Below are 20,111 nucleotides of genomic sequence, written 5' to 3'. Positions count from 1 at the left end.
GAGGGTGCTAGGATACTGATCCGTTTTACCGGCGACCACGCCTATCCGGTTTTGAAACCTGATCAGGTTGTATGGGTTTGCGGCAGAAGGCTTTGGTTTATCAGCTAAACTTCGCTTTTTCGCCGATTTTGCCGGCCAGTCCTTTATTAAAACGATTCTTTTGAGGTGCCGTTGGTGCCTCGACAAAATGTTGCGCGTGAACAAGCTGGGTGAAACACAGTCTGTTCTGCATCGAATATTTATTTGCCGGGGCGCCCCTGTGGCGCGTCGCTACCGTGAGATAGCCGTCCTCCATGTTTGGTTCCAACGACGACAAGAAGACCCCAGCTGCGGCTGGCGAGAAGAAAAGCCTGTTCGGATGGCTGCGCAAGAAACCGCAGGAACCCGTCGTCGAACAGCCGACTGCCATTCCTGAGCCAGCCCCTGCGCCCGCTCCCGTAATAGAAGAAGCGCCGGCGCCGGTTGTGCTGCCGATCGCCGAGCCGGTGCTGCAACCGGTGGTCGAGGCCGAGCCTGAAGCGCCGGCTGCCGCCGAATTGCCGCTGTCCCCGGCCAGCGAGCCGTGGCTGAGCTTACCGGTGGCGGAAGAGCCGGTGGCGCTGGTTGAAGAGGCTGCACCGCACGTTACGCCGCCGATTCCTGCGCCGGTTGCGTTCGCCCCCGAGCCGGTTCCTGCGCCGGTGGTGGAAGCTGCTCCGGTCATTCCAGAACCTGTGGTTGTTGCCCCGGTTGCTCCGGCTGCTCCGATTGTTGAAGCGCCCGAGCCTGCACCTGCACCTGCACCTGCACCGGTCGCCGTAGCGCCAGTCGCTCCTGTGGAAATCCAGGCTGAAACCCCGGTAGAAGCCCCGCGCACCGAAGAAACCAAGGCCGGCTTCTTCGCCCGCCTCAAGCAAGGCCTGTCCAAGACCAGCGCCAGCATCGGCGAGGGCATGGCCAGCCTGTTCCTCGGCAAGAAAGCCATCGATGACGATCTGCTCGACGATCTCGAAACCCGCCTGTTGACAGCCGACGTCGGCGTCGAGGCGACTTCGGTGATCATCCAGCGCCTGACCCAGAAGGTCGCGCGTAAAGAGCTGGCCGATTCCGACGCCCTGTACAAATCCCTGCAGGCCGAGTTGGCCGCAATGCTCAAACCGGTCGAGCAGCCGCTGAAGATCGCTTCCCAGAACAAGCCATTCGTGATTCTGGTGGTTGGCGTCAACGGCGCCGGCAAGACCACCACCATCGGCAAACTGGCGAAGAAACTGCAACTGGAAGGCAAGAAAGTCATGCTCGCTGCCGGTGACACCTTCCGTGCCGCGGCTGTCGAGCAGTTGCAGGTCTGGGGCGAGCGCAACAAGATTCCGGTGATCGCCCAGCACACGGGCGCGGACTCGGCTTCGGTGATCTTCGACGCCGTGCAGGCCGCCAAGGCCCGTGGCATTGATGTGCTGATCGCCGACACCGCCGGTCGTCTGCACACCAAAGACAACCTGATGGAAGAACTGAAAAAGGTTCGCCGGGTGATCGGCAAGCTCGACGCCGACGCGCCGCACGAAGTGCTGCTGGTGCTCGACGCCGGCACCGGCCAGAACGCCATCAACCAGGCCAAGCAATTCAACCAGACCGTCGAACTGACCGGCCTGGCGCTGACCAAGCTCGACGGCACCGCCAAGGGCGGGGTTATTTTCGCCCTGGCCAAGCAGTTCGGCCTGCCGATCCGCTATATCGGCGTCGGTGAAGGCATCGACGATCTGCGTACCTTTGAAGCCGAACCCTTTGTCCAGGCACTGTTTGCCGAGCGGGAGCGTTCATGATTCGTTTCGAACAGGTCGGTAAGCGCTACCCGAACGGTCACGTCGGCTTGCATGAGCTGAGCTTTCGAGTCCGTCGCGGCGAGTTCCTGTTTGTCACCGGCCACTCCGGTGCCGGTAAATCCACGTTGTTGCGCCTGCTGCTGGCGATGGAACGTCCGACCAGTGGCAAGCTGCTGTTGGCCGGGCAAGACCTGAGCACCATCAGCAATGCACAGATTCCGTTCCTGCGTCGGCAGATCGGCGTGGTGTTCCAGAACCATCAACTGCTGTTCGATCGCACGGTGTTCAACAACGTCGCGCTGCCGTTGCAGATTCTCGGGCTGTCCAAGGTCGAAATCGCCAAACGTGTCGATTCGGCGCTGGAGCGCGTGGCGCTGTCGGACAAGGCCGAGCTGTATCCGGGCGACCTGTCGACCGGTCAGCAACAGCGCGTCGGCATTGCCCGCGCCATCGTTCACCGTCCGGCCCTGCTGCTGGCGGACGAACCGACCGGTAACCTCGACCCGCGTCTGGCGGCCGAGATCATGGGCGTGTTCGAAGACATCAACCGTCTGGGCACCAGCGTGCTGATCGCCAGTCACGACCTGGCGCTGATCGCGCGCATGCGCCATCGCATGCTGACCCTGCAACGCGGCCGATTGATCGGCGACGGGGAGGCCGGCGTATGAGTGCGACACGTAGTCCGAAGGTTTCCGAGCGTGTGGCCCCGAAGGCCGCCGATCCGCAACCGCCAAAGAAGAAAAAGCACGACGATGACGACGGCCCGGACTTCGCCACGCTGTTCCGTGCCTGGATCGAAAGCCATCGCGCCAGCTGGATCGACAGCCTGCGCCGTCTCGGCAAGCAGCCGATCGGCAGCTTCTTCACCTGCATGGTGATGGCGGTTGCGCTGAGTCTGCCGATGGGTCTTTCGCTGTTGCTGAGCAATGTCGAGCGCCTGGGCGGTTCGTGGCAGCGTGCGGCGCAGATTTCGCTGTACCTGGAGCTTGAGGCGAGCCCGGCTCAGGGCGAAGCATTGCGCGACCAGATCAAAGGTATGCCGGGCGTAGCTGATGCTGAATATGTCGGCCGCGACCAGGCGCTGGAAGAGTTCCAGCAGCAGTCGGGACTGGGCGAAGCCCTGCGCGAACTGCCGGAAAACCCGCTGCCGGGTGTGGTGCTGGTGACGCCGAACGAGGTCGACAAGTCGACCCTGGAAGCATTAAGACAAAAACTTTCCGAGCTGCCCAAGGTACAACAGGCGCAACTTGATCTAGTCTGGGTCGAGCGTCTGGCCGCCATCCTCAAGCTCGGCGACCGTTTCGTGTTCGGTCTGACGGTGTTGCTGGTTTCCGCATTACTTTTGGTGATAGGCAATACCATTCGTCTTCATATTGAAAACCGCCGCACCGAGATAGAAGTGATTAAACTCGTCGGCGGCACCGACAGCTATGTGCGTCGTCCCTTCCTTTATATGGGCGCGTTGTATGGCTTCGGTGCGGGGCTGCTGTCCTGGGGTGTATTGGCGTTCGGCCTGAACTGGCTGAACGATGCGGTGGTCGGGCTGGCCGGCTTGTACGGCAGCGATTTCGCACTGGCCGGCGTGCCAGTTGCCGACGGTCTGTCGCTCTTGCTTGGCGCGGTGCTGTTGGGTTATATCGGTGCATGGATTGCAGTCGCACGTCATCTCAGGGAGCTGGCGCCGAAGTAGAATCTTTTTTGCGCGTGATTGACCTTTCAGTGGTTAAGGAAACTTTCATTTGAGTTTCCGGTCAATTTTTCGCAATGCTGAAAAGCATGAGTATGTAAGTCGGAGGTTTTTCCGTATGTCCAATTCTTTGCAACCTGCGTATGCATTGGTTCCAGGCGCAAACCTGGAAGCCTACGTGCACACCGTCAACAGCATTCCATTGCTGACGCCGGAGCAGGAGCGTGAACTGGCCGAGAGTCTCTACTATGAGCAGGATCTGGGGGCGGCTCGGCAGATGGTGCTCGCCCACCTGCGGTTTGTCGTACACATCGCCCGTAGCTATTCCGGCTACGGTCTGGCTCAGGCTGACCTGATCCAGGAAGGTAACGTCGGCCTGATGAAGGCCGTGAAGCGTTTCAACCCGGAAATGGGCGTGCGTCTGGTGTCCTTCGCGGTGCACTGGATCAAGGCCGAGATTCACGAGTTCATCCTGCGCAACTGGCGGATCGTTAAAGTCGCGACCACCAAGGCCCAGCGCAAGCTGTTCTTCAACCTGCGCAGCCAGAAGAAACGTCTGGCCTGGCTGAACAACGAGGAAGTCCACCGTGTGGCGGAAAGCCTCGGTGTCGAGCCGCGTGAAGTGCGTGAGATGGAAAGTCGCCTGACCGGCCATGACATGGCCTTCGACCCGGCTGCTGAAGCCGACGACGACAGCGCTTTCCAGTCGCCGGCCAACTACCTGGAAGACCACCGGTACGACCCGGCGCGTCAACTGGAAGACGCCGACTGGAGCGACAACTCCAATCACAATCTGCACGAAGCGCTGGAAGTGCTGGACGAACGCAGCCGCGACATCCTCTACCAGCGCTGGCTGGCAGAAGAGAAAGCCACGCTGCACGACCTGGCGCAGAAGTACAACGTGTCGGCCGAGCGGATCCGTCAGCTCGAGAAGAGCGCGATGAACAAGCTCAAGTTGTCGATTGCCGCATAACCGGTAGTCCGGCAATAAAAAAACGCCCCGATCAGTGATGATCGGGGCGTTTTTGTTTGCCTGTCAGAACGTCATTGGGCCCAGGGCGCGCGGCGCGAATCATTCAGTGTCAGCAGGTAGCTGTCGCCACCCAGCTGGCTCATTTGCTGGCGAATCCAGCCGGCCCGGCGCGACACGTAAGCGGTCGGATGACTGGCGCTCCAGACCCGGGGATTCGGCAGCACAGCCGCCAGATAACTCGCCTGCTGCCGGGACAGCGACCTGGCGCCTACGCCAAAGTGATGCCTTGCCGCCGCTTCGGCGCCAAACACGCCGTCATCCCACTCGACGCTGTTCAGGTACACCTCAAGAATCCGTTGCTTGGGCCAGAACACTTCGATCAGCGCGGTAAACCACGCCTCCAGGCCCTTGCGCAGATAACTGCGGCCGGACCACAAAAACAGGTTCTTCGACACTTGCTGGCTCAAGGTGCTGGCACCACGGATCGAACCGCCGAGTTCGTTGTGGGCCAGTGCTGCCTTGATCGCACTCAGGTCAAAACCCCAATGCTCGGGGAATTTCTGGTCTTCGCCGGCAATCACCGCGACCTTCAGGTCATCGGAGATCTCGTCCCATGGCTTCCAGGTGCGTTGCAGATCGATCGGCTCGCCGTCGGCCCAGGACTCTATCTTGCGCTCGACCATCAGCGCCGTGAACGGTGGCGGCACAAAGCGAAACACCAACACCAGCAATACACTGCCGCCCGCGAACCAGAGCAGGGCCTTCGTGAAACGACGGAGAAATATACGCAGCATAGAGATGGCTTGGCCGAACCGGTTGAGCGGGCCATTATACAGACCCTGCCGATCGAGTCTGACTGGAGTTCTACATGCTGCGTAGCTTTCTGATGCTGGCTGCCTTCTTTGGTTTCACCGGTGTCGGCCTCGGCGCGTTCGCCGCCCATGGCTTGAAAAATCGCCTGACACCCGAATACCTGGCGATCTTCCACACCGGCGTTACCTATCAACTGGTGCATGCGCTGGCGCTGTTTGGCGTGGCACTGCTGGCCACGCAGCTACAGGGGCGGCTGGTCGCCTGGGCCGGCATCTCGTTCAGCGTCGGCATCCTGCTGTTTTCCGGCAGCCTGTACCTGCTGACCACCCTCGGCATCGGCAAGCTCGGCATCATCACCCCGTTGGGCGGTCTGGCATTCCTGATTGGCTGGATGTGCCTGGGGCTGGCCGCCTGGCGCCTGTATCCAACCGCTTGACGCTTGGTGCTGACCTTTAGGTCATGATCGGGCTAGAATGCCACCCCCTAAAAAGTGATGGCGGCGTTGCGCATGCGCATTCAGTTGAACGGTGAATCCTTTGAACTGCCCGACGGTGAAACCGTTGCGGCCCTGCTGACCCGTCTGGATCTGACCGGACGCCGCGTCGCGGTCGAACTCAATCTGGATATCGTCCCGCGCAGCCAGCATGCCGACACGACTTTGAACGACGGCGACAACGTCGAAGTCGTGCACGCCATCGGCGGCGGCTGATCGCCAGGCCTGCATGGGCCGAGAATTCTGCAAGACCCTCACCCCAACAGAGGATTCCCCATGAGCATCGTTCGTAGCGACAAGCCTTTCGTTCTGGCCGGTCGTACTTACCAGTCGCGTTTGCTGGTCGGTACCGGCAAGTACCGTGACATGGAAGAAACCCGCCTGGCCATCGAAGCCTCGGGTGCCGAGATCGTCACCTTCGCCGTGCGCCGCACCAACCTGGGCCAGATCGAAGGCGAGCCGAACCTGCTCGAAGTGCTGTCGCCGGATCGCTACACCTTCCTGCCGAACACCGCGGGCTGCTACGACGCGATCGAAGCCGTGCGCACCTGCCGCCTGGCCCGTGAGCTGCTCGACGGCCACAACCTGGTGAAGCTGGAAGTGCTGGCCGACCAGAAAACCCTGTTCCCCAACGTGATCGAAACCCTCAAGGCCGCCGAAGTGCTGGTCAAGGAAGGCTTCGACGTGATGGTTTACACCAGTGATGACCCGATCATCGCCCGGCAACTGGCGGAAATCGGCTGCATCGCGGTCATGCCGCTGGCCGGTCTGATCGGTTCGGGCCTGGGGATCTGCAATCCGTACAACCTGCAGATCATCCTCGAAGAAGCCAAGATCCCGGTGCTGGTGGATGCCGGTGTCGGCACCGCTTCCGACGCTACCATCTCGATGGAGCTGGGCTGTGACGCGGTGCTGATGAACTCGGCCATCGCCCACGCCCAGCAGCCGATCATGATGGCCGAAGCCATGAAACACGCGATCGTCGCGGGCCGTCTGGCCTACCTCGCCGGCCGCATGCCGAAAAAACTCTATGCCAGCGCCTCTTCGCCGCTGGATGGTCTGATCAAGTAAGAGCTATTGATGACTGAATCGAACGACACGCCAATCCAGACGGAAGAAGGCGACGAGCGCCAACACCGCCGCATCAAGAGTTTCGTGATGCGCGCCGGGCGCATGACCGAAGGCCAGCAGCGCGGCCTGGATCAGGGCGCGCCGCAGTTCGTCCTGCCGCTGGCCGATGCGCCGGTGGATTACGACCAGGTGTTCGGCCGTTCCGCGCCGCGTTCGCTGGAGATCGGTTTCGGCATGGGTCACTCGCTGCTGGAAATGGCCGCGGCTGCGCCGGAGCAGGATTTCATTGGTGTCGAGGTTCACCGTCCGGGTGTCGGCGCACTGCTCAACGGCGTGCTGACTCAGGGCCTGACCAACCTGCGGGTCTATGATTGCGACGCGATCGAAGTGCTCAACCGCTGCATCGCCGACAACAGCCTCGATCGCCTGATGCTGTTCTTCCCGGATCCGTGGCACAAGAGCCGTCACCACAAGCGCCGCATCGTTCAGGCGTCCTTCGCTGAGCTGGTGCGCAGCAAGCTGAAGGTTGGCGGCATTCTGCACATGGCCACCGACTGGGAACCGTACGCCGAATACATGCTGGAAGTGATGAACGTCGCCCCGGGCTATCGCAACCTCGCCGAAGACGGCAAGTGCGTGCCACGCCCGGCCGAACGCCCGATCACCAAGTTCGAACGCCGCGGCGAACGTCTTGGGCATGGCGTGTGGGATCTGAAGTTCGAAAAGCAGTCGTAAGTACTGCGCAGTGATCGTTCCCACGTCGAGGCGTCGAACCGTCTGCGTGGGAATGCCTCGATGGACGCTCCGCGTCCGCTTCAGGGACGCAGAGCGTCCCGGGCTGCATTCCCACGCGGAGCGTGGGAACGAGCACGTTGGAGATCAGCGGCGGTCAGCGACCACGCCAATCAACACCAGCACCACCAACAACACCGGCGCCAGGCTGTAGTTGTTGAACTGGCTCAAGCCCTTCACCACCCAGGGTGTGGCGTAGATCAGCGCCGCGCCGCTGCCGATCAGACACAGCAGGGCCATCAGCGGCACGCGCAGGGCGCCGGCGATGCTGCCGAGGCGTTGCTCGACCCAGCCCTTGAAGTCAGCGCCGAACAGCACCAGCAGACAGCCCACCAGGGCCAGAGCGATTTCCGAGAGGTTGCTGCGGCTCCAGCGGGACACGGTGGCGAGCAAGTCGAGTATCAAATCCATGCGGTTTCCTTAAGAGCGATCAGCTCAGAAATTTCTGCAGCAAGTCGTTGAGGAACAGTTGTCCGCGCTCGGTGGCCGCCAGACGTGACGGTTCGACCTGCAACAGACCGCTTTGTTCGGCCTCGCGCCGGTGTTCGTCGAGGCTCTCCAGCGGCAGGCCGGTGCGCTCCGGGTACAGGCGCGATTCGACGCCGGCGGTCAGGCGCAGGGCGTTCATCAGGAATTCGAACGGCATCTCGTCGTTGGTCAGGGCTTTCTCGCCGGCTTGGAAACTTTTGGCCGGGTTGAGGTAGTCCTTCGGCAGGCGCGTCTTCCAGGTGCGCACGATGCGCCCGTCCGGATGGCTGAGCTTACCGTGAGCGCCGGCGCCGATGCCGATGAAGTCGCCGAAGCTCCAGTAATTGAGGTTATGCCGCGCCGGGCGACCGGGTTGCGCGTAGGCCGAAACTTCGTACTGCGCGTAACCGTGCTCGGCCAGCAGCGCCTGCCCGGCCTCTTGAATGTCCCACAGCGTGTCGTCTTCCGGCAGCACCGGCGGCTGGTTCCAGAACACGGTGTTCGGCTCCAGTGTCAGCTGATACCAGGAAATGTGCGTCGGCTTCAGGGCGATGGCCTGGCGCAGGTCGCTCAGAGCATCGTCCAGCGACTGGTCCGGCAAACCGTGCATCAAGTCGAGGTTGAAGTTATCGAACCCGGCCTGGCGCGCCATGCCGGCGGCGCGTACCGCTTCGTCGCCGTTGTGGATACGGCCGAGGGCCTTGAGCTTTTCCTGCTGGAAGCTCTGGACGCCGATCGACAGGCGATTGATCCCCAGTTTGCGGTAGGCGACGAACTTCTCTTGTTCGAAGGTCCCGGGGTTGGCTTCCAGGGTGATTTCGATGTCATCGGCAAACGCAATGCGTTGTTTCACGCCTTCCAGCAAGCGACCAAGGGCTTCGGCACTGAACAGGCTCGGCGTGCCGCCGCCAAAGAAGATCGAACTCAACTCACGGCCATACACTGCGTGCAGATCCTGATCGAGGTCGGCGAGCAGCGCGTCGACGTATTCCTGCTCCGGCAGCACCGGGCTGGCGGTGTGGGAGTTGAAGTCGCAATACGGACATTTGCGCACACACCACGGGATGTGGATGTACAGCGCCAGGGGCGGCAGCGTCGGCAACGGCGCCCGAGGCGAGGAGGCGGCGCCGCCGATAATCAGCGACGACGCGGAGGAACTATCGGTCATTTCAAGCCCAGACGCTGGCGCAGCAGATCCATTGCACGGGCGCGGTGGCTGATCTGGTTCTTGTCGCTCGGGCTCAGCTCGGCGCTGGACACGTTGCGCTCCGGCACCCAGAACAGTGGGTCGTAGCCGAAACCGTGCTCACCGCTGGCGGCGGTCAGAATGCGCCCGTGCCACAGACCTTCACAGAGGATCGGCAGCGGATCATCGGCATGACGCACCAGTGCCAGTACGCAGACGAACTGCGCGCCGCGCTCGGTTTCAGGCACATCCTTCAAGGCGTCTAGCAGTTTGGCGTTGTTCGCCGCGTCACCCTTGCCGTCGGCGTAGCGCGCCGAGTAGATGCCCGGCGCACCGCCGAGGAAATCCACCACCAGGCCCGAATCGTCGGCCAGCGCCGGCAGCCCGGAAATGCGCGCAGCATTGCGGGCCTTGAGGATCGCGTTCTCGACGAACGACAGACCGGTTTCTTCCGGCTCCACGCTGCTGAATTCGCCGATCGAGCGCAATTGCACCGATTCGCCGAGCATGGCCTGGAGTTCCTTGAGTTTGCCGGCGTTATGGCTGGCCAGTACGAGTTGCGTGAGATTGATCATTGGCCAGGGAAAAGCTCTTGGTTGAAATTGAGGGTGTTGATCTTGTCGCCGGTCTGCACCTTGATTTCAAAGGTGCGGGTTTCCTGCTGCTCCACCGGGTACTGGGCGATGTAGTAGATCGCGCCCTGTTCGGTGATCTGGCGGAAGGTCAGCGGCACACTCTGGCTGGTCAGGTCCTTGACGGTGCCGGTGACCTGGGCGATCAGCGGTTTGCCGTCCTTGATCACCGAGACATTGATCACGCCCTGATTCTTGCTGCGGATCAGCTCGGCAGCCTTGGCGATGTCCGGCGTCAGGAAGGTCGAGTTGAAGGTGTTGTAATGCACGGTGACATCACCGAACACTTCCTTGCGTTCGCCCTTGATGGCATCGGCAGCCACGGCCGACAGGCTCAGGCAGGCGGCCAATAGCGCGGTAATCAAGCGTCCCATGTTCGTTCTCCTCGCAATGTCGTGGTTCAGACCGCGATCCTGTGATCCGCAAGCCCCGGGCTGCTGACGCGGTAGATACCGATCTCACCTAACAGATTAGGCCATAGCTTACTGGCCCACCCGTGGCGGTGCTGTTGATCCACGGCAAGCCGATCAATGACCTTCGCCTCACGTTCGCGACAAAGTTCTTCAAAGTCTTCGAAGGTGCAGAAGTGGATGTTCGGCGTGTTGTACCAGGTGTACGGCAGGAATTCCGACACCGGCATCCGGCCCTTGCTCGCCAGGTACCAGCGGCAGCGCCAGTGACCGAAGTTGGGGAAGGTGATGATGCACTGGCGACCGACCCGCAGCATTTCGTCGAGGATCTTGTCCGGGTAATGCACGGCTTGCAGGGCCTGGGTCATCACCACGATGTCGAAGCTGTTGCTGGCGAAGTTGCCCAGGCCCTTGTCCAGGTCCTGCTCGATGACGTTGATGCCCTTGGCCACGCACTCGGCGATGTTGTCCGGGTCGTTTTCCAGGCCATAGCCGGTGACCTGCTTGTGGTCGCGCAGCCAGGTCAGCAACTCGCCGTCACCGCAACCGAGGTCGAGCACGCGGCTGCCGGCGGGGATCCATTCCTGGATGATTTCCAGATCAGCTCTCATGGCTTTCTCACAACGTAATGCGGTTCATGTAATTGCCGAACGCCTGCAAATAACGCGGGATCGGAATCAGGAAGGCGTCGTGGCCCTGGGGTGCGTCGATTTCCAGGTAACTGACGTCCTTGCGCGCGGCCATTAGCGCATCCACCAGTTCCCGCGAGCGGGCCGGGGAGAAGCGCCAGTCGGTGGTGAACGACATCACGCAGAACTTGGCTTTTGCACCTTCGAAGGTTTTCGCCAGGTTATCGTTGAAGTTCGCCGCCGGATCGAAGTAGTCCAGCGCCTTGGTCATCAACAGATAGGTGTTGGCATCGAAGCGCCCGGAGAACTCTTCGCCCTGATAGCGCAGGTAGCTTTCGACCTGGAACTCGACGCTGTGGAAGTCGTAGTTGAGCTTTTCGCTCTTCAGGCCACGGCCGAATTTCTCGCCCATGGAGTCGTCGGACAGATACGTGATGTGTCCGACCATCCGCGCCAGCATCAGGCCGCGCTTGGGGATCACGCCGTGTTCCTGGAACGAGCCGCCGTGGAACTCCGGGTCGGTGAGGATCGCCTGGCGCGCCACTTCGTTGAAGGCGATGTTCTGCGCCGACAGCTTGGGGGCCGAGGCGATGGCCAGGCAGTGGCGAACGCGATCCGGATACGTGATGGTCCATTGCAGCGCCTGCATGCCGCCGAGGCTGCCACCGATCACCGCGGCCCATTGGCCGATGCCGAGCAGGTCGGCCAGACGTGCCTGGCTGTGCACCCAGTCTTCCACGGTCAGCACCGGGAAGTCGGCGCCGAACGGCTTGCCGGTTTCCGGGTTGAGGCTGCTCGGGCCGGTGGAACCGTTGCAACCGCCGAGGTTGTTCAGGCTGACCACGAAGAATTTGTTGGTGTCGATCGGTTTGCCGGGGCCGATGCAGCTGTCCCACCAACCGGGCTTGCGGTCGTCGATGCTGTGGTAACCCGCAGCGTGGTGGTGGCCGGACAAGGCGTGGCAGATCAGTACGGCATTGCTCGCTTGCGCGTTCAGCGTGCCGTAGGTTTCGTAGATCAGGTCATAATCGGCCAGCGAACGGCCGCAGGCCAGGGCCAGCGGTTCGCTGAAGTGCGCCGTTTGCGGCGTCACCAGACCAACAGAATCGGGGGGAAAGGCAGCTGGCATCGACCCTGCTCTCGTTGAAATGAGGCGTAAGTCTAAAGACCGGTGGGGTTAGCGGCAAGCAACTACCTGCGCTCGTTCCCACGCTCCGCGTGGGAACGCCTCATTGGACGCTCCGCGTCCGCTTCGGCGGGGGACGCGGAGCGTCCCGGGATGCATTCCCACGCGGACGGTTCGACGCCTCGACGTGGGAACGATCAGCTGACTAGTCCGGGCAGATCCGGCAACTTCTTCGGCGAGCAGATCTTCACCCGCTTCTGCCGGTTCAACTCACCGCTGAGCAAACTGACCTGGCTTTTGGAGACCCCAAAGGCCTTGGCCAGAAACCCCATCAGATAGGCATTGGCCTTGCCCTCGACCGGCGGCGCGGTCAGGCGGATCTTCAGGCGATCACCGTGCAGCCCGCAGAAGTCGTCGCTGCGGGCGGCCGGTTGCAGGTGACACTCCAGAATCAGGTCGTCACCGTCCCAGCGAAACCAGCTCACATCAGCAGGCGCAGGATTTCCGGCATCATCGTCATCGCCGCGAGGTTGTTGATCACCAGCATGTCGATCAGCTTCAGCACGAGGAAGGCGAAGATCGGCGACAGGTCCAGACCGCCGAGGTTCGGCAGGATGCGGCGGAACGGCGCAAGGGCCGGCTCACAGATCTGGTTCACCAGCTCGGCGCCCGGATTGTGGCTGCCCGGTGCGACCCAGGACAGGATGATGCTGATGATCATGGCCCAGAAGAAAATCTTCAGGAACAGCGCCGTCACGCCGATCAGGGACCAGATCAGCAGTTGCAGCGGGTTGCCGGTGGTGCCGTAGGTCAGCAGCAGGGTCAGCGCCATCAGCGCCAGTTGCACGAGGATCGCCAGTACCAGCGACGACATGTCGAGGCCGAACAGGCTCGGGATGATCCGGCGCAGTGGCTTGAGCAGCGGCTGAGTGGCCTTGACCACGAACTGGCACAGCGGGTTGTAGAAGTTCGCCCGCACCAGTTGCAGGACGAAGCGCAGCAGCACGATCAGCAGGTACAGGCTGCCGAGGGTTTGCAGCACGTAGACCGCTGCGGTATTCAATCCAATCATGTAAGGCTCCTTATTTGCCCAGTTGTTCGGCCATTTCGGCCGAGCGGTGCGCGGCGGCGCCGAGTGCTTTTTCCACCAGGGCTTCGAAGCCGCCGGCCTGGAACGATTTGATTGCAGCTTCCGTGGTGCCGGCCGGCGAGGTCACGCGGCGGCGCAGTTCGGCGGCGTCGACGTCGCTGGACACCGCCATGTGCGCGGCGCCCAGCGCGGTCTGCAAGGTCAGTTGCTCGGCGGTTTCCTTCGGCAGGCCGAGTTTGACGCCGGCGGCGGTCATGGCTTCGATCAGCAGGAAGAAGTACGCCGGGCCGGAACCGGAAACGGCGGTGACCGCGTCCAGTTGCTGCTCTTCGTTCAGCCACAGGGCGATGCCCACGGCGGACAGCAGTTCTTCAGCCTGTTGGCGTTGTTCGGTGCTCACTGCGCCGGTGGCGTACAGGCCGCTCACGCCCTGACGCAGCAGTGCCGGGGTGTTCGGCATGCAGCGCACGATCGGCTGCTCACCCAGCCAGGCCGTCATGCTGGCGCAGGTGATGCCGGCGGCGATCGAGACCACCAGTTGATTCGGTTTCAGGCTCGGGCGAATCGCTTCGCACACAAGCTTCATGGCTTGTGGCTTGACCGCCAGCACGACAACGTCAGCGCCGTCGATGGCCTGGGCGTTGTCGGCGAAGGTTTCGATGCCGTGTTCGGCGCTGACTTTGGCGCGGGTTTCTTCGCCCGGATCGCTGGCGCGAATGTGTGCAGCTTCCAGACCCTTGGCCCGCAGGCCGCCGATCAGGCTGGCGGCCATGTTGCCGGCACCGATAAAGGCAATACGTGTGTTGCTCATGTCAGGTCCTTATCTGGAAATGGTCAAGATTGGGAATAGTCGCGGGCGCCGAACAGGGCCGTACCGATACGGACCCAGGTCGCGCCCTGGGCAATGGCCGACTCGAGGTCGTGGCTCATGCCCATGGAAAGTGTGTCGAGCGGCAGATCGAGGCTGGCCTGCAATCTCTGAACGGCAGCGAATGCAGCGTCTTGCTCGGCGCGATCTTCGGTCGGCTCGGGAATTGCCATCAACCCGCGCAGCTTCAGGCGCGGCAGGGCGCTGATGGCCTGGGCCAGGGCTGGCAGGTCTTGCGGGGTGCAGCCGGACTTGCTGGCTTCACCGCTGACGTTGACCTGAATGCAGATGTTCAGTGGCGGCAGATCCGCCGGGCGTTGTTCGGACAGGCGTTGGGCGATTTTCAAGCGATCCACGGAGTGCACCCAGGCGAAATGCTCGGCAATCGAGCGGGTCTTGTTCGACTGAATGGGGCCGATGAAGTGCCAGATCAAGGGCAGGTCGGCCAGTTCGAGCTGCTTGCCCAAGGCCTCTTGCAGGTAGTTCTCGCCGAAGTCGCGCAGGCCGGCGGCGTGCGCTTCGCGCAGGGCTTCGGCCGGTTTGGTCTTGCTCACGGCCAGCAGCTGGACGCTGTTTTCATCGCGTCCGGCGGCAGCGGTGGCGGCATGAATACGCGAACTAACCTGGAGAATGTTGTCTGCTATCGTGGACATCAAGAGGCGCCAGCGGTCTGAAGGTTCGCGGCATTCTACTGGAATTGAGGGACGCTATGGATATCACTGAACTGCTGGCCTTCAGCGCCAAACAGGGCGCTTCCGACCTGCACCTGTCGGCCGGTCTGCCGCCGATGATTCGCGTGGATGGCGATGTACGGCGGATCAATCTGCCGGCGCTGGATCACAAGCAGGTGCACGAGCTGATCTACGACATCATGAACGACACCCAGCGGGTGGACTTCGAGAAACATCTGGAAACCGACTTTTCCTTCGAAGTCCCCGGCGTGGCGCGCTTCCGGGTCAATGCCTTCAACCAGAACCGGGGCGCCGGGGCGGTTTTCCGGACCATCCCGTCAAAAGTGCTGACCATGGAAGACCTGGCCATGGGCGACGTCTTTCGCAAGATCACCGATGCGCCGCGCGGGCTGGTGCTGGTGACCGGACCGACCGGCTCCGGCAAGTCCACGACCCTGGCGGCTATGATCGATTACCTCAACACCCATCGTCATCACCACATCCTGACCATCGAAGATCCGATCGAATTCGTTCACGAATCGCGCAAATGCCTGATCAATCAGCGCGAAGTCCATCGCGATACCCGCAGTTTCGCCACCGCATTGCGCTCAGCGCTGCGTGAGGATCCGGACGTGATCCTGGTGGGCGAGATGCGCGATCTGGAAACCATCCGCTTGGCGCTTACCGCGGCCGAGACCGGGCACCTGGTGTTCGGTACCTTGCACACCACGTCGGCAGCCAAGACCATCGACCGGGTGGTGGATGTGTTCCCCGGGGACGAAAAATCCATGGTGCGCTCGATGCTGTCGGAGTCGTTGCTGGCGGTAGTCTCGCAGACGCTGATCAAGAAGATCGGTGGCGGTCGGGTGGCGGCGCACGAGATCATGCTGGGTACGTCGGCGATCCGTAACCTGATCCGCGAGGACAAGGTGGCGCAGATGTATTCGGCGATACAGACCGGTGGCTCGCTGGGAATGCAGACACTCGACATGTGCCTGAAGGATCTAGTGACCAAGGGCTTGATCAGCCGCGAACATGCGCGGGAGAAAGCGCGCACGCCAGATAACTTCTAGGCAAAAAAAATCGCAGCCCGTGGGCTGCGATTTTTCGTTCTGATCGTTCCCACGCTCTGCGTGGGAATGCAGCCCGGGACGCTCCGCGTCCCAAAGCGGACGCAGAGCGTGCGGACAAGCTAGCTTCAGCGCTGAACGACGCGCATTTGCCCCTGTTCCTTCGGCAATACGCGTTTGGCCACTACGTAATGCTTTTCCCAGTACGGCTTGTTCAGTGTGTCGATGCTCACCGCTTTGCCGCGCCGTGGTGCATGGATGAAACGGTCGTTGCCCAGGTAGATGGCAACGTGATTGACCCGACGGCTCTTGATGTTGAAGAAAATCAGGTCGCCCGGCTTCAGGTCCTTGCGTTCGACTTTCTCGCCGTGACCGCTGGCCATGGCGTTCGAGGTGCGTGGCAGGTCGAACGTGGCGTCGTTGAACGCGTATTTCACCAGACCGCTGCAGTCGAAGCCTTTACTCGGGCTGCTGCCGCCCCAACGGTAAGGCGTACCGAGGACGTTTACCGCGCGACTGAGGACATTGCTGCTTTCCTTGGTCGCCATCGGTGGCACCAGCTTGCTGCGGCCGGTGCTGCTCAGCGTGGTGTGTTTGACCTGTTTGCCTTTGTTCGAAGGAGCAGAGGCATGGGATTTAGGGGTGAAACCGTTAACGTTGGGAAGACGTTGCTCACGATTGGTGGCGTGGGCGGCCAGTGGCATTAATAGGCAAATAGTTAGCCATGTCTTGAAAAATGGACGCATTAGGCAGGGCTCTTGATGTGTTAGCGCGCAACTTTATAACAGCTTTTTTGTCACTTCCGAGGCCGTTGGTCGATTCAATCCGATGCCAACGGAACCAAATAAGCGGCAAAAAGACGCAATTGTCGGACAGAAGTCCGGTGCTATAAGGCTTTGACGGGACACACGGTAGCATTTGCCATACGTCGGCTACCTGTAAAAAAGTCACAAAGAATTAAAGAATATTTATCTATCGCGTGTATCGAGGTCTTAATGAACGGCTATCAACTGCCCCGTGTGAAGGAAAAAGACACCCACAGCAAGGTGATCGGTTACCTGTTGTGGATTTTCGGTTTCACAGGCTCCCACCGCTTCTATTACGGCAAGCCGGTGACCGGCACGATCTGGTTTTTCACTTTCGGGTTGCTGGGGATCGGCTGGCTGATCGACGTGTTCCTGATCCCGGCGATGGATCGCGAAGCCGACCTGCGTTTCGCCGCGGGTCCTATCGAGTACAACGTGGCGTGGATTCTGCTGACCTTCCTCGGCGCGCTCGGCGTGCACCGGATGTATCAGGGCAAGTGGATCAGCGGGGTGGTGTACCTGCTGACCGGCGGGTTGTTCTTTCTTGGGGTGCTGTATGACTTCTGGACGCTGAACGATCAGGTGTCGGTGCGTAATGCCGAAGGGCGGGGCGCATTTCAGTAAGTGATGGCGAGGGAGCTGGCTCCCTCGCCATTTTTTTACGCCTGGTGACTGATCCGGCCATCCACCAAGGTGTAACGCACCACACCCGGCAGGCTATGGCCGAGGAACGGGCAGTTCTCGCCTTTCGACAGCCAGGTTTCGCCGGCAACGGTCGAGGCCTTCGGATCGAACAGCACGATATCCGCCGCACCCCCCACCGCCAGTTTGCCCGCCGGCAGGCGCAGGGCCTCGGCCGGGCCGGCGCTCAGGCGGGCCAGCAGGGTCGGCAGGTCCAGCAGACCATCCTCGACCAGGGTCATCGCCAGCGGCAGCAACAGCTCGACGCTGCTGATGCCCGGTTCGGTCGCGCCGAACGGTGCCAGTTTGGCATCGCGTTCATGGGGCTGGTGATGGCTGGAAATGGCCGAGACCACGCCCGACTTCACCGCTTCACGCAGACCATCGCGGTCGGCGCGGGTGCGCAGCGGCGGTTGCACGTGATACAGGCTGCTGAAGTCGATCAGCGCTTCGTCCGTCAGGATCAGCTGATACAGGGCGACATCCGCCGTGACTTTCAGACCACGGGCCTGGGCCTGAGCGATCAGGGCCACGCCGCGAGCACTGGTCAGCTGGCTGAAGTGCGCACGCACGCCGGTCTGCTCGACCAGCAGCAGATCCCGGGCCAAAGCCACGGTTTCAGCGGTTTCCGGGATGCCTGGCAGGCCGAGGAAGCTGGCGGTGGCACCTTCGTGGGCCAGGCCGCCGTCGGCGAGGTCGTGATCCTGCGAGTTGAAGATCACCGTCAGGTCGAAGGTCGCCGCGTAATCCAGCGCCCGGCACAGGGTGCGGGTGTTGCGGAAGCTTTCCAGGCCGTTGCCGAACGCCACGCAACCGGCGTCACGCAGGGCAACCAGTTCTGCGAGCTGTTCGCCATCCAGACCTTTGCTCAGCGCGCCGATCGGGAACACCTTGGTGTTGCCGGCCTCGCGGGCGCGGTCGAGGATCAGTTCGGCCACGGCGGAGGTGTCGAGTACCGGTTTGGTTTTCGGCGGGCAGCACAGGCTGGTTACGCCACCGGCCGCCGCAGCGCGGGTTTCGCTGGCGATGGTGCCTTTGCGACTGTAGCCCGGCTCGCGCAGGGCGACGTTGAGGTCTACGAGACCTGGAGCGGCAACAAGGCCTCGGGCATCGATGGTTTCGACGGCAGTGAAACCGGCCGGTGCAGCGCCGAGGGCGACGATCTTGCAGGCTTCAACATGAATATCGGTGATTTGATCCAGGCCGCTGCTTGGATCGATGACGCGGGCGCCGAGAATGCTGAGCTTCACTGGGCGTTCTCCTGCTCGAATTGACGTTGCGCCGTTTGCCCGCTCATGGCCATGGACAGCACGGCCATACGGATTGCGATGCCGTAGGTGACTTGATTGAGGATCACCGAGTGCGGGCCGTCGGCCACCGCCGACTCGATCTCCACGCCACGGTTGATCGGCCCCGGGTGCATGACGATGCAATCGGGTTTGGCGCCGGCCAGGCGCGCGGTGGTCAGGCCGAAGAGGCGGTAGAACTCGCCTTCGCTCGGCAGCAGGCCGCCGGTCATGCGCTCACGCTGCAGACGCAGCATGATCACCACGTCGACGTCTTTCAGGCCTTCGGTCATGTCGGTGTAGACCTTCACGCCGTACTGCTCGATGCCGATCGGCAGCAGGGTTTTCGGCGCGATCACGCGGATGTCCGGGCAGCCGAGAGTCTTCAGGGCGAGCATGTTCGAGCGTGCCACCCGCGAGTGCAGGATGTCGCCGACGATGGCCACCGAGAGGTTCTCGAAGCCGCCCTTGTGGCGGCGGATGGTCAGCATGTCGAGCATGCCCTGGGTCGGGTGGGCGTGCCGGCCGTCGCCGCCGTTGATGATCGCCACTTGCGGGCAGACATGTTCGGCGATGAAGTGCGCAGCGCCGGAGTCACCGTGGCGCACGACGAACATGTCGGCGGCCATGGCCTCAAGGTTGCGCAGGGTATCGAGCAGGGTTTCGCCCTTGCTGGCCGACGAGGTCGACACGTTCAGGGTGATCACGTCCGCCGACAGCCGCTGGGCCGCGAGTTCGAAGGTGGTGCGGGTGCGGGTCGAGTTTTCGAAGAACACGTTGCACACGGTCTTGCCGCGCAACAACGGAACCTTTTTCACGGCCCGGGCACCGACTTCGAGGAACGAGTCGGCGGTGTCGAGGATTTCCGTCAGCAACTCGCGGCGCAGGCCGTCGAGCGAGAGGAAGTGGCGCAGCTGGCCCTGATCATTGAGCTGCAGCGGGCGCTTGGTATCTAGAGGCGTCATCGCGAGGGGGACTCTCAATAGGGCGGATTAAAGGGCAAGGTCTTGCAGTTCGAGGGCCAGCTCCGGCCCGGACAGCTTGACCCGCTCGTGGGCGGCCAGCGACAGGGTCGCGCCGACCACGTTCGGGCGGATCGGCAGTTCGCCGGCGTCCAGGTCCAGCAGGCAGACCAGCGTCACGCTGGCCGGGCGGCCGTAGTCGAACAGTTCGTTCATGGCGGCGCGGATGGTCCGGCCGCTCATCAGTACGTCGTCGATCAGCACCAGATGCTGGCCTTCGATCTCGAAGGGCAGGGCGGACGGGCGCACCTGCGGGTGCAGGCCGTTCTGGCTGAAGTCGTCGCGATAGAAGGAAACATCCAGCGTGCCCAATGGCGCGTCGCTGCCCAGCTCTTTGAGCAGGGCCTGGGCGACCCAGACGCCGCCGGTGCGGATGCCGATGTAACGCGGTTCGCTGATATCACGCTGGGCAAGGTGCGCCTTGAGGCGGGTCGCCATCTGGCTGATCAGATCGGCGGGATTGGGCAGGCTCATGGTTGCTCCTTCTCGGGGTCGAGCCGGTTCTCGCGAACCGGGGCTCGGGTTGTAACCAAAAGAA

Annotated in this window: 26 protein-coding genes; 10 read left to right on the top strand and 16 right to left on the bottom strand. The window is 62.0% G+C overall.

Annotated features, from left to right (window positions below):
• Positions 1-100 precede the first annotated feature (100 nt).
• Positions 101-295, bottom strand: coding sequence for a hypothetical protein (locus tag AC07Y2_RS02780; protein WP_039767922.1), 195 nt, complete (start codon positions 293-295; stop codon positions 101-103).
• Between AC07Y2_RS02780 and ftsY the strand changes: the two genes are divergently transcribed.
• The 4 genes from ftsY to rpoH all read left to right on the top strand — a co-directional run bounded on the left by ftsY (position 294) and on the right by rpoH (position 4,459).
• Positions 294-1,799, top strand: coding sequence for a signal recognition particle-docking protein FtsY (gene ftsY, locus AC07Y2_RS02775; RefSeq protein WP_103385339.1), 1,506 nt, complete (start codon positions 294-296; stop codon positions 1,797-1,799). The two genes, AC07Y2_RS02780 and ftsY, sit on opposite strands and share 2 nt — an antisense overlap.
• Positions 1,796-2,467, top strand: coding sequence for a cell division ATP-binding protein FtsE (ftsE, locus tag AC07Y2_RS02770; RefSeq protein WP_007953396.1), 672 nt, complete (start codon positions 1,796-1,798; stop codon positions 2,465-2,467). The genes ftsY and ftsE overlap by 4 nt, the downstream gene beginning before the upstream one ends.
• A complete protein-coding gene (gene ftsX / locus AC07Y2_RS02765) occupies positions 2,464-3,489 on the top strand; it encodes a permease-like cell division protein FtsX (protein WP_007953395.1) in 1,026 nt (341 codons plus the stop codon). The genes ftsE and ftsX overlap by 4 nt, the downstream gene beginning before the upstream one ends.
• 115 nt (positions 3,490-3,604) lie before the next feature.
• The gene (rpoH, locus tag AC07Y2_RS02760) at positions 3,605-4,459 is read left to right on the top strand and encodes an RNA polymerase sigma factor RpoH (protein ID WP_007953393.1); all 855 of its coding nucleotides are present in this window, start codon (positions 3,605-3,607) and stop codon (positions 4,457-4,459) included.
• 71 nt (positions 4,460-4,530) lie between these two features.
• On the opposite strand, the gene mtgA is transcribed toward rpoH, so the two are convergent.
• Entirely contained in the window at positions 4,531-5,253 is a 723-nt protein-coding gene (mtgA, locus tag AC07Y2_RS02755; protein WP_103385340.1) for a monofunctional biosynthetic peptidoglycan transglycosylase, read from the bottom strand.
• Between the two features lie 74 nt (positions 5,254-5,327).
• Here mtgA and AC07Y2_RS02750 point away from each other — a divergent pair, with 74 nt between their 5' ends.
• The 4 genes from AC07Y2_RS02750 (at position 5,328) to trmB (ending at position 7,571) form a co-directional block, all read left to right on the top strand.
• Positions 5,328-5,708: a DUF423 domain-containing protein gene (locus AC07Y2_RS02750; RefSeq protein ID WP_103385341.1), complete on the top strand. Its 381-nt coding sequence runs from the start codon at positions 5,328-5,330 to the stop codon at positions 5,706-5,708.
• Positions 5,709-5,780: 72 nt separating this feature from the next.
• On the top strand, positions 5,781-5,981 hold the full coding sequence (gene thiS, locus AC07Y2_RS02745) for a sulfur carrier protein ThiS (RefSeq protein ID WP_007953386.1): 201 nt from the start codon (positions 5,781-5,783) through the stop codon (positions 5,979-5,981).
• 60 nt (positions 5,982-6,041) lie between these two features.
• Positions 6,042-6,836 carry a thiazole synthase gene (locus AC07Y2_RS02740; protein ID WP_103385342.1) on the top strand — a complete coding sequence of 265 codons (795 nt, stop codon included), beginning with the start codon at positions 6,042-6,044 and terminating at the stop codon, positions 6,834-6,836.
• Positions 6,837-6,845: 9 nt separating this feature from the next.
• Complete coding sequence (gene trmB / locus AC07Y2_RS02735; RefSeq protein WP_103385343.1) at positions 6,846-7,571, top strand: tRNA (guanosine(46)-N7)-methyltransferase TrmB; 726 nt, start codon at positions 6,846-6,848, stop codon at positions 7,569-7,571.
• A 144-nt stretch (positions 7,572-7,715) separates the two neighbouring features.
• On the opposite strand, the gene AC07Y2_RS02730 is transcribed toward trmB, so the two are convergent.
• The 10 genes from AC07Y2_RS02730 to AC07Y2_RS02685 all read right to left on the bottom strand — a co-directional run bounded on the left by AC07Y2_RS02730 (position 7,716) and on the right by AC07Y2_RS02685 (position 14,690).
• Positions 7,716-8,039, bottom strand: coding sequence for a DUF3392 domain-containing protein (locus tag AC07Y2_RS02730; RefSeq protein WP_074690154.1), 324 nt, complete (start codon positions 8,037-8,039; stop codon positions 7,716-7,718).
• A 19-nt stretch (positions 8,040-8,058) separates the two neighbouring features.
• On the bottom strand, positions 8,059-9,264 hold the full coding sequence (hemW, locus tag AC07Y2_RS02725) for a radical SAM family heme chaperone HemW (protein WP_103385344.1): 1,206 nt from the start codon (positions 9,262-9,264) through the stop codon (positions 8,059-8,061).
• Positions 9,261-9,857, bottom strand: a complete 597-nt coding sequence (rdgB, locus tag AC07Y2_RS02720; protein ID WP_103385345.1) for an RdgB/HAM1 family non-canonical purine NTP pyrophosphatase — start codon at positions 9,855-9,857, stop codon at positions 9,261-9,263. The genes hemW and rdgB overlap by 4 nt, the downstream gene beginning before the upstream one ends.
• Positions 9,854-10,288 carry a DUF4426 domain-containing protein gene (locus tag AC07Y2_RS02715; protein WP_011336378.1) on the bottom strand — a complete coding sequence of 145 codons (435 nt, stop codon included), beginning with the start codon at positions 10,286-10,288 and terminating at the stop codon, positions 9,854-9,856. The genes rdgB and AC07Y2_RS02715 overlap by 4 nt, the downstream gene beginning before the upstream one ends.
• A gap of 26 nt (positions 10,289-10,314) precedes the next feature.
• Positions 10,315-10,935 (bottom strand): methionine biosynthesis protein MetW, encoded by a 621-nt coding sequence (gene metW, locus AC07Y2_RS02710; RefSeq protein ID WP_011336377.1) that lies wholly within the window; start codon positions 10,933-10,935, stop codon positions 10,315-10,317.
• A 7-nt stretch (positions 10,936-10,942) separates the two neighbouring features.
• Entirely contained in the window at positions 10,943-12,082 is a 1,140-nt protein-coding gene (metX, locus tag AC07Y2_RS02705; RefSeq protein WP_103385346.1) for a homoserine O-succinyltransferase MetX, read from the bottom strand.
• A gap of 194 nt (positions 12,083-12,276) precedes the next feature.
• A complete protein-coding gene (locus tag AC07Y2_RS02700; protein ID WP_039767931.1) occupies positions 12,277-12,564 on the bottom strand; it encodes a DUF167 domain-containing protein in 288 nt (95 codons plus the stop codon).
• Positions 12,561-13,151 carry a YggT family protein gene (locus AC07Y2_RS02695; protein ID WP_011336374.1) on the bottom strand — a complete coding sequence of 197 codons (591 nt, stop codon included), beginning with the start codon at positions 13,149-13,151 and terminating at the stop codon, positions 12,561-12,563. Before AC07Y2_RS02695 ends, AC07Y2_RS02700 begins: the two co-directional genes overlap by 4 nt.
• A gap of 10 nt (positions 13,152-13,161) precedes the next feature.
• Positions 13,162-13,980 (bottom strand): pyrroline-5-carboxylate reductase, encoded by an 819-nt coding sequence (gene proC, locus AC07Y2_RS02690; RefSeq protein ID WP_103385347.1) that lies wholly within the window; start codon positions 13,978-13,980, stop codon positions 13,162-13,164.
• 23 nt (positions 13,981-14,003) lie between these two features.
• Positions 14,004-14,690: a YggS family pyridoxal phosphate-dependent enzyme gene (locus tag AC07Y2_RS02685; RefSeq protein WP_103385348.1), complete on the bottom strand. Its 687-nt coding sequence runs from the start codon at positions 14,688-14,690 to the stop codon at positions 14,004-14,006.
• Positions 14,691-14,746: 56 nt separating this feature from the next.
• Between AC07Y2_RS02685 and AC07Y2_RS02680 the strand changes: the two genes are divergently transcribed.
• Complete coding sequence (locus tag AC07Y2_RS02680; RefSeq protein ID WP_039767934.1) at positions 14,747-15,781, top strand: type IV pilus twitching motility protein PilT; 1,035 nt, start codon at positions 14,747-14,749, stop codon at positions 15,779-15,781.
• Positions 15,782-15,906: 125 nt separating this feature from the next.
• Here AC07Y2_RS02680 and AC07Y2_RS02675 read toward each other — a convergent pair whose 3' ends face one another.
• Positions 15,907-16,524 carry a C40 family peptidase gene (locus tag AC07Y2_RS02675; protein ID WP_039767935.1) on the bottom strand — a complete coding sequence of 206 codons (618 nt, stop codon included), beginning with the start codon at positions 16,522-16,524 and terminating at the stop codon, positions 15,907-15,909.
• A gap of 249 nt (positions 16,525-16,773) precedes the next feature.
• On the opposite strand from AC07Y2_RS02675, the gene AC07Y2_RS02670 reads away from it, so the two are divergent.
• Positions 16,774-17,208: an NINE protein gene (locus tag AC07Y2_RS02670; RefSeq protein WP_007953343.1), complete on the top strand. Its 435-nt coding sequence runs from the start codon at positions 16,774-16,776 to the stop codon at positions 17,206-17,208.
• Between the two features lie 35 nt (positions 17,209-17,243).
• Here AC07Y2_RS02670 and AC07Y2_RS02665 read toward each other — a convergent pair whose 3' ends face one another.
• Genes AC07Y2_RS02665 through pyrR form a run of 3 tightly spaced genes read right to left on the bottom strand, consistent with a single transcriptional unit; the run spans position 17,244 to position 20,047 of the window.
• Positions 17,244-18,515, bottom strand: coding sequence for a dihydroorotase (locus tag AC07Y2_RS02665; RefSeq protein WP_085646970.1), 1,272 nt, complete (start codon positions 18,513-18,515; stop codon positions 17,244-17,246).
• Positions 18,512-19,516 carry an aspartate carbamoyltransferase catalytic subunit gene (locus tag AC07Y2_RS02660; RefSeq protein ID WP_007913665.1) on the bottom strand — a complete coding sequence of 335 codons (1,005 nt, stop codon included), beginning with the start codon at positions 19,514-19,516 and terminating at the stop codon, positions 18,512-18,514. The genes AC07Y2_RS02665 and AC07Y2_RS02660 overlap by 4 nt, the downstream gene beginning before the upstream one ends.
• Before the next feature lie 27 nt (positions 19,517-19,543).
• Positions 19,544-20,047 (bottom strand): bifunctional pyr operon transcriptional regulator/uracil phosphoribosyltransferase PyrR, encoded by a 504-nt coding sequence (gene pyrR / locus AC07Y2_RS02655; protein WP_039767937.1) that lies wholly within the window; start codon positions 20,045-20,047, stop codon positions 19,544-19,546.
• Positions 20,048-20,111 lie beyond the last annotated feature (64 nt).

It is taken from the genome of Pseudomonas sp. GW456-12-1-14-TSB6, from assembly GCF_059424205.1.
Note: the sequence above shows the minus strand (reverse complement) of the source record. Positions and strands in the feature narration are given on the sequence as shown.

Excerpts from the sequence above, each read along its gene's own strand:
- AC07Y2_RS02695 (WP_011336374.1), bottom strand. The coding sequence starts at position 13,151 with ATGATTGGATTGAATACCGCAGCGGTCTACGTGCTGCAAACCCTCGGC.
- AC07Y2_RS02685 (WP_103385348.1), bottom strand. The coding sequence starts at position 14,690 with ATGTCCACGATAGCAGACAACATTCTCCAGGTTAGTTCGCGTATTCAT.
- AC07Y2_RS02675 (WP_039767935.1), bottom strand. The coding sequence starts at position 16,524 with ATGCGTCCATTTTTCAAGACATGGCTAACTATTTGCCTATTAATGCCA.
- mtgA (WP_103385340.1), bottom strand. The coding sequence starts at position 5,253 with ATGCTGCGTATATTTCTCCGTCGTTTCACGAAGGCCCTGCTCTGGTTC.
- AC07Y2_RS02730 (WP_074690154.1), bottom strand. The coding sequence starts at position 8,039 with ATGGATTTGATACTCGACTTGCTCGCCACCGTGTCCCGCTGGAGCCGC.
- ftsY (WP_103385339.1), top strand. The coding sequence starts at position 294 with ATGTTTGGTTCCAACGACGACAAGAAGACCCCAGCTGCGGCTGGCGAG.
- thiS (WP_007953386.1), top strand. The coding sequence starts at position 5,781 with ATGCGCATTCAGTTGAACGGTGAATCCTTTGAACTGCCCGACGGTGAA.
- AC07Y2_RS02680 (WP_039767934.1), top strand. The coding sequence starts at position 14,747 with ATGGATATCACTGAACTGCTGGCCTTCAGCGCCAAACAGGGCGCTTCC.
- AC07Y2_RS02780 (WP_039767922.1), bottom strand. The coding sequence starts at position 295 with ATGGAGGACGGCTATCTCACGGTAGCGACGCGCCACAGGGGCGCCCCG.
- hemW (WP_103385344.1), bottom strand. The coding sequence starts at position 9,264 with ATGACCGATAGTTCCTCCGCGTCGTCGCTGATTATCGGCGGCGCCGCC.
- ftsX (WP_007953395.1), top strand. The coding sequence starts at position 2,464 with ATGAGTGCGACACGTAGTCCGAAGGTTTCCGAGCGTGTGGCCCCGAAG.
- AC07Y2_RS02670 (WP_007953343.1), top strand. The coding sequence starts at position 16,774 with ATGAACGGCTATCAACTGCCCCGTGTGAAGGAAAAAGACACCCACAGC.
- AC07Y2_RS02715 (WP_011336378.1), bottom strand. The coding sequence starts at position 10,288 with ATGGGACGCTTGATTACCGCGCTATTGGCCGCCTGCCTGAGCCTGTCG.
- pyrR (WP_039767937.1), bottom strand. The coding sequence starts at position 20,047 with ATGAGCCTGCCCAATCCCGCCGATCTGATCAGCCAGATGGCGACCCGC.
- ftsE (WP_007953396.1), top strand. The coding sequence starts at position 1,796 with ATGATTCGTTTCGAACAGGTCGGTAAGCGCTACCCGAACGGTCACGTC.
- AC07Y2_RS02750 (WP_103385341.1), top strand. The coding sequence starts at position 5,328 with ATGCTGCGTAGCTTTCTGATGCTGGCTGCCTTCTTTGGTTTCACCGGT.
- rpoH (WP_007953393.1), top strand. The coding sequence starts at position 3,605 with ATGTCCAATTCTTTGCAACCTGCGTATGCATTGGTTCCAGGCGCAAAC.
- AC07Y2_RS02740 (WP_103385342.1), top strand. The coding sequence starts at position 6,042 with ATGAGCATCGTTCGTAGCGACAAGCCTTTCGTTCTGGCCGGTCGTACT.
- AC07Y2_RS02660 (WP_007913665.1), bottom strand. The coding sequence starts at position 19,516 with ATGACGCCTCTAGATACCAAGCGCCCGCTGCAGCTCAATGATCAGGGC.
- metX (WP_103385346.1), bottom strand. The coding sequence starts at position 12,082 with ATGCCAGCTGCCTTTCCCCCCGATTCTGTTGGTCTGGTGACGCCGCAA.
- proC (WP_103385347.1), bottom strand. The coding sequence starts at position 13,980 with ATGAGCAACACACGTATTGCCTTTATCGGTGCCGGCAACATGGCCGCC.
- metW (WP_011336377.1), bottom strand. The coding sequence starts at position 10,935 with ATGAGAGCTGATCTGGAAATCATCCAGGAATGGATCCCCGCCGGCAGC.
- rdgB (WP_103385345.1), bottom strand. The coding sequence starts at position 9,857 with ATGATCAATCTCACGCAACTCGTACTGGCCAGCCATAACGCCGGCAAA.
- trmB (WP_103385343.1), top strand. The coding sequence starts at position 6,846 with ATGACTGAATCGAACGACACGCCAATCCAGACGGAAGAAGGCGACGAG.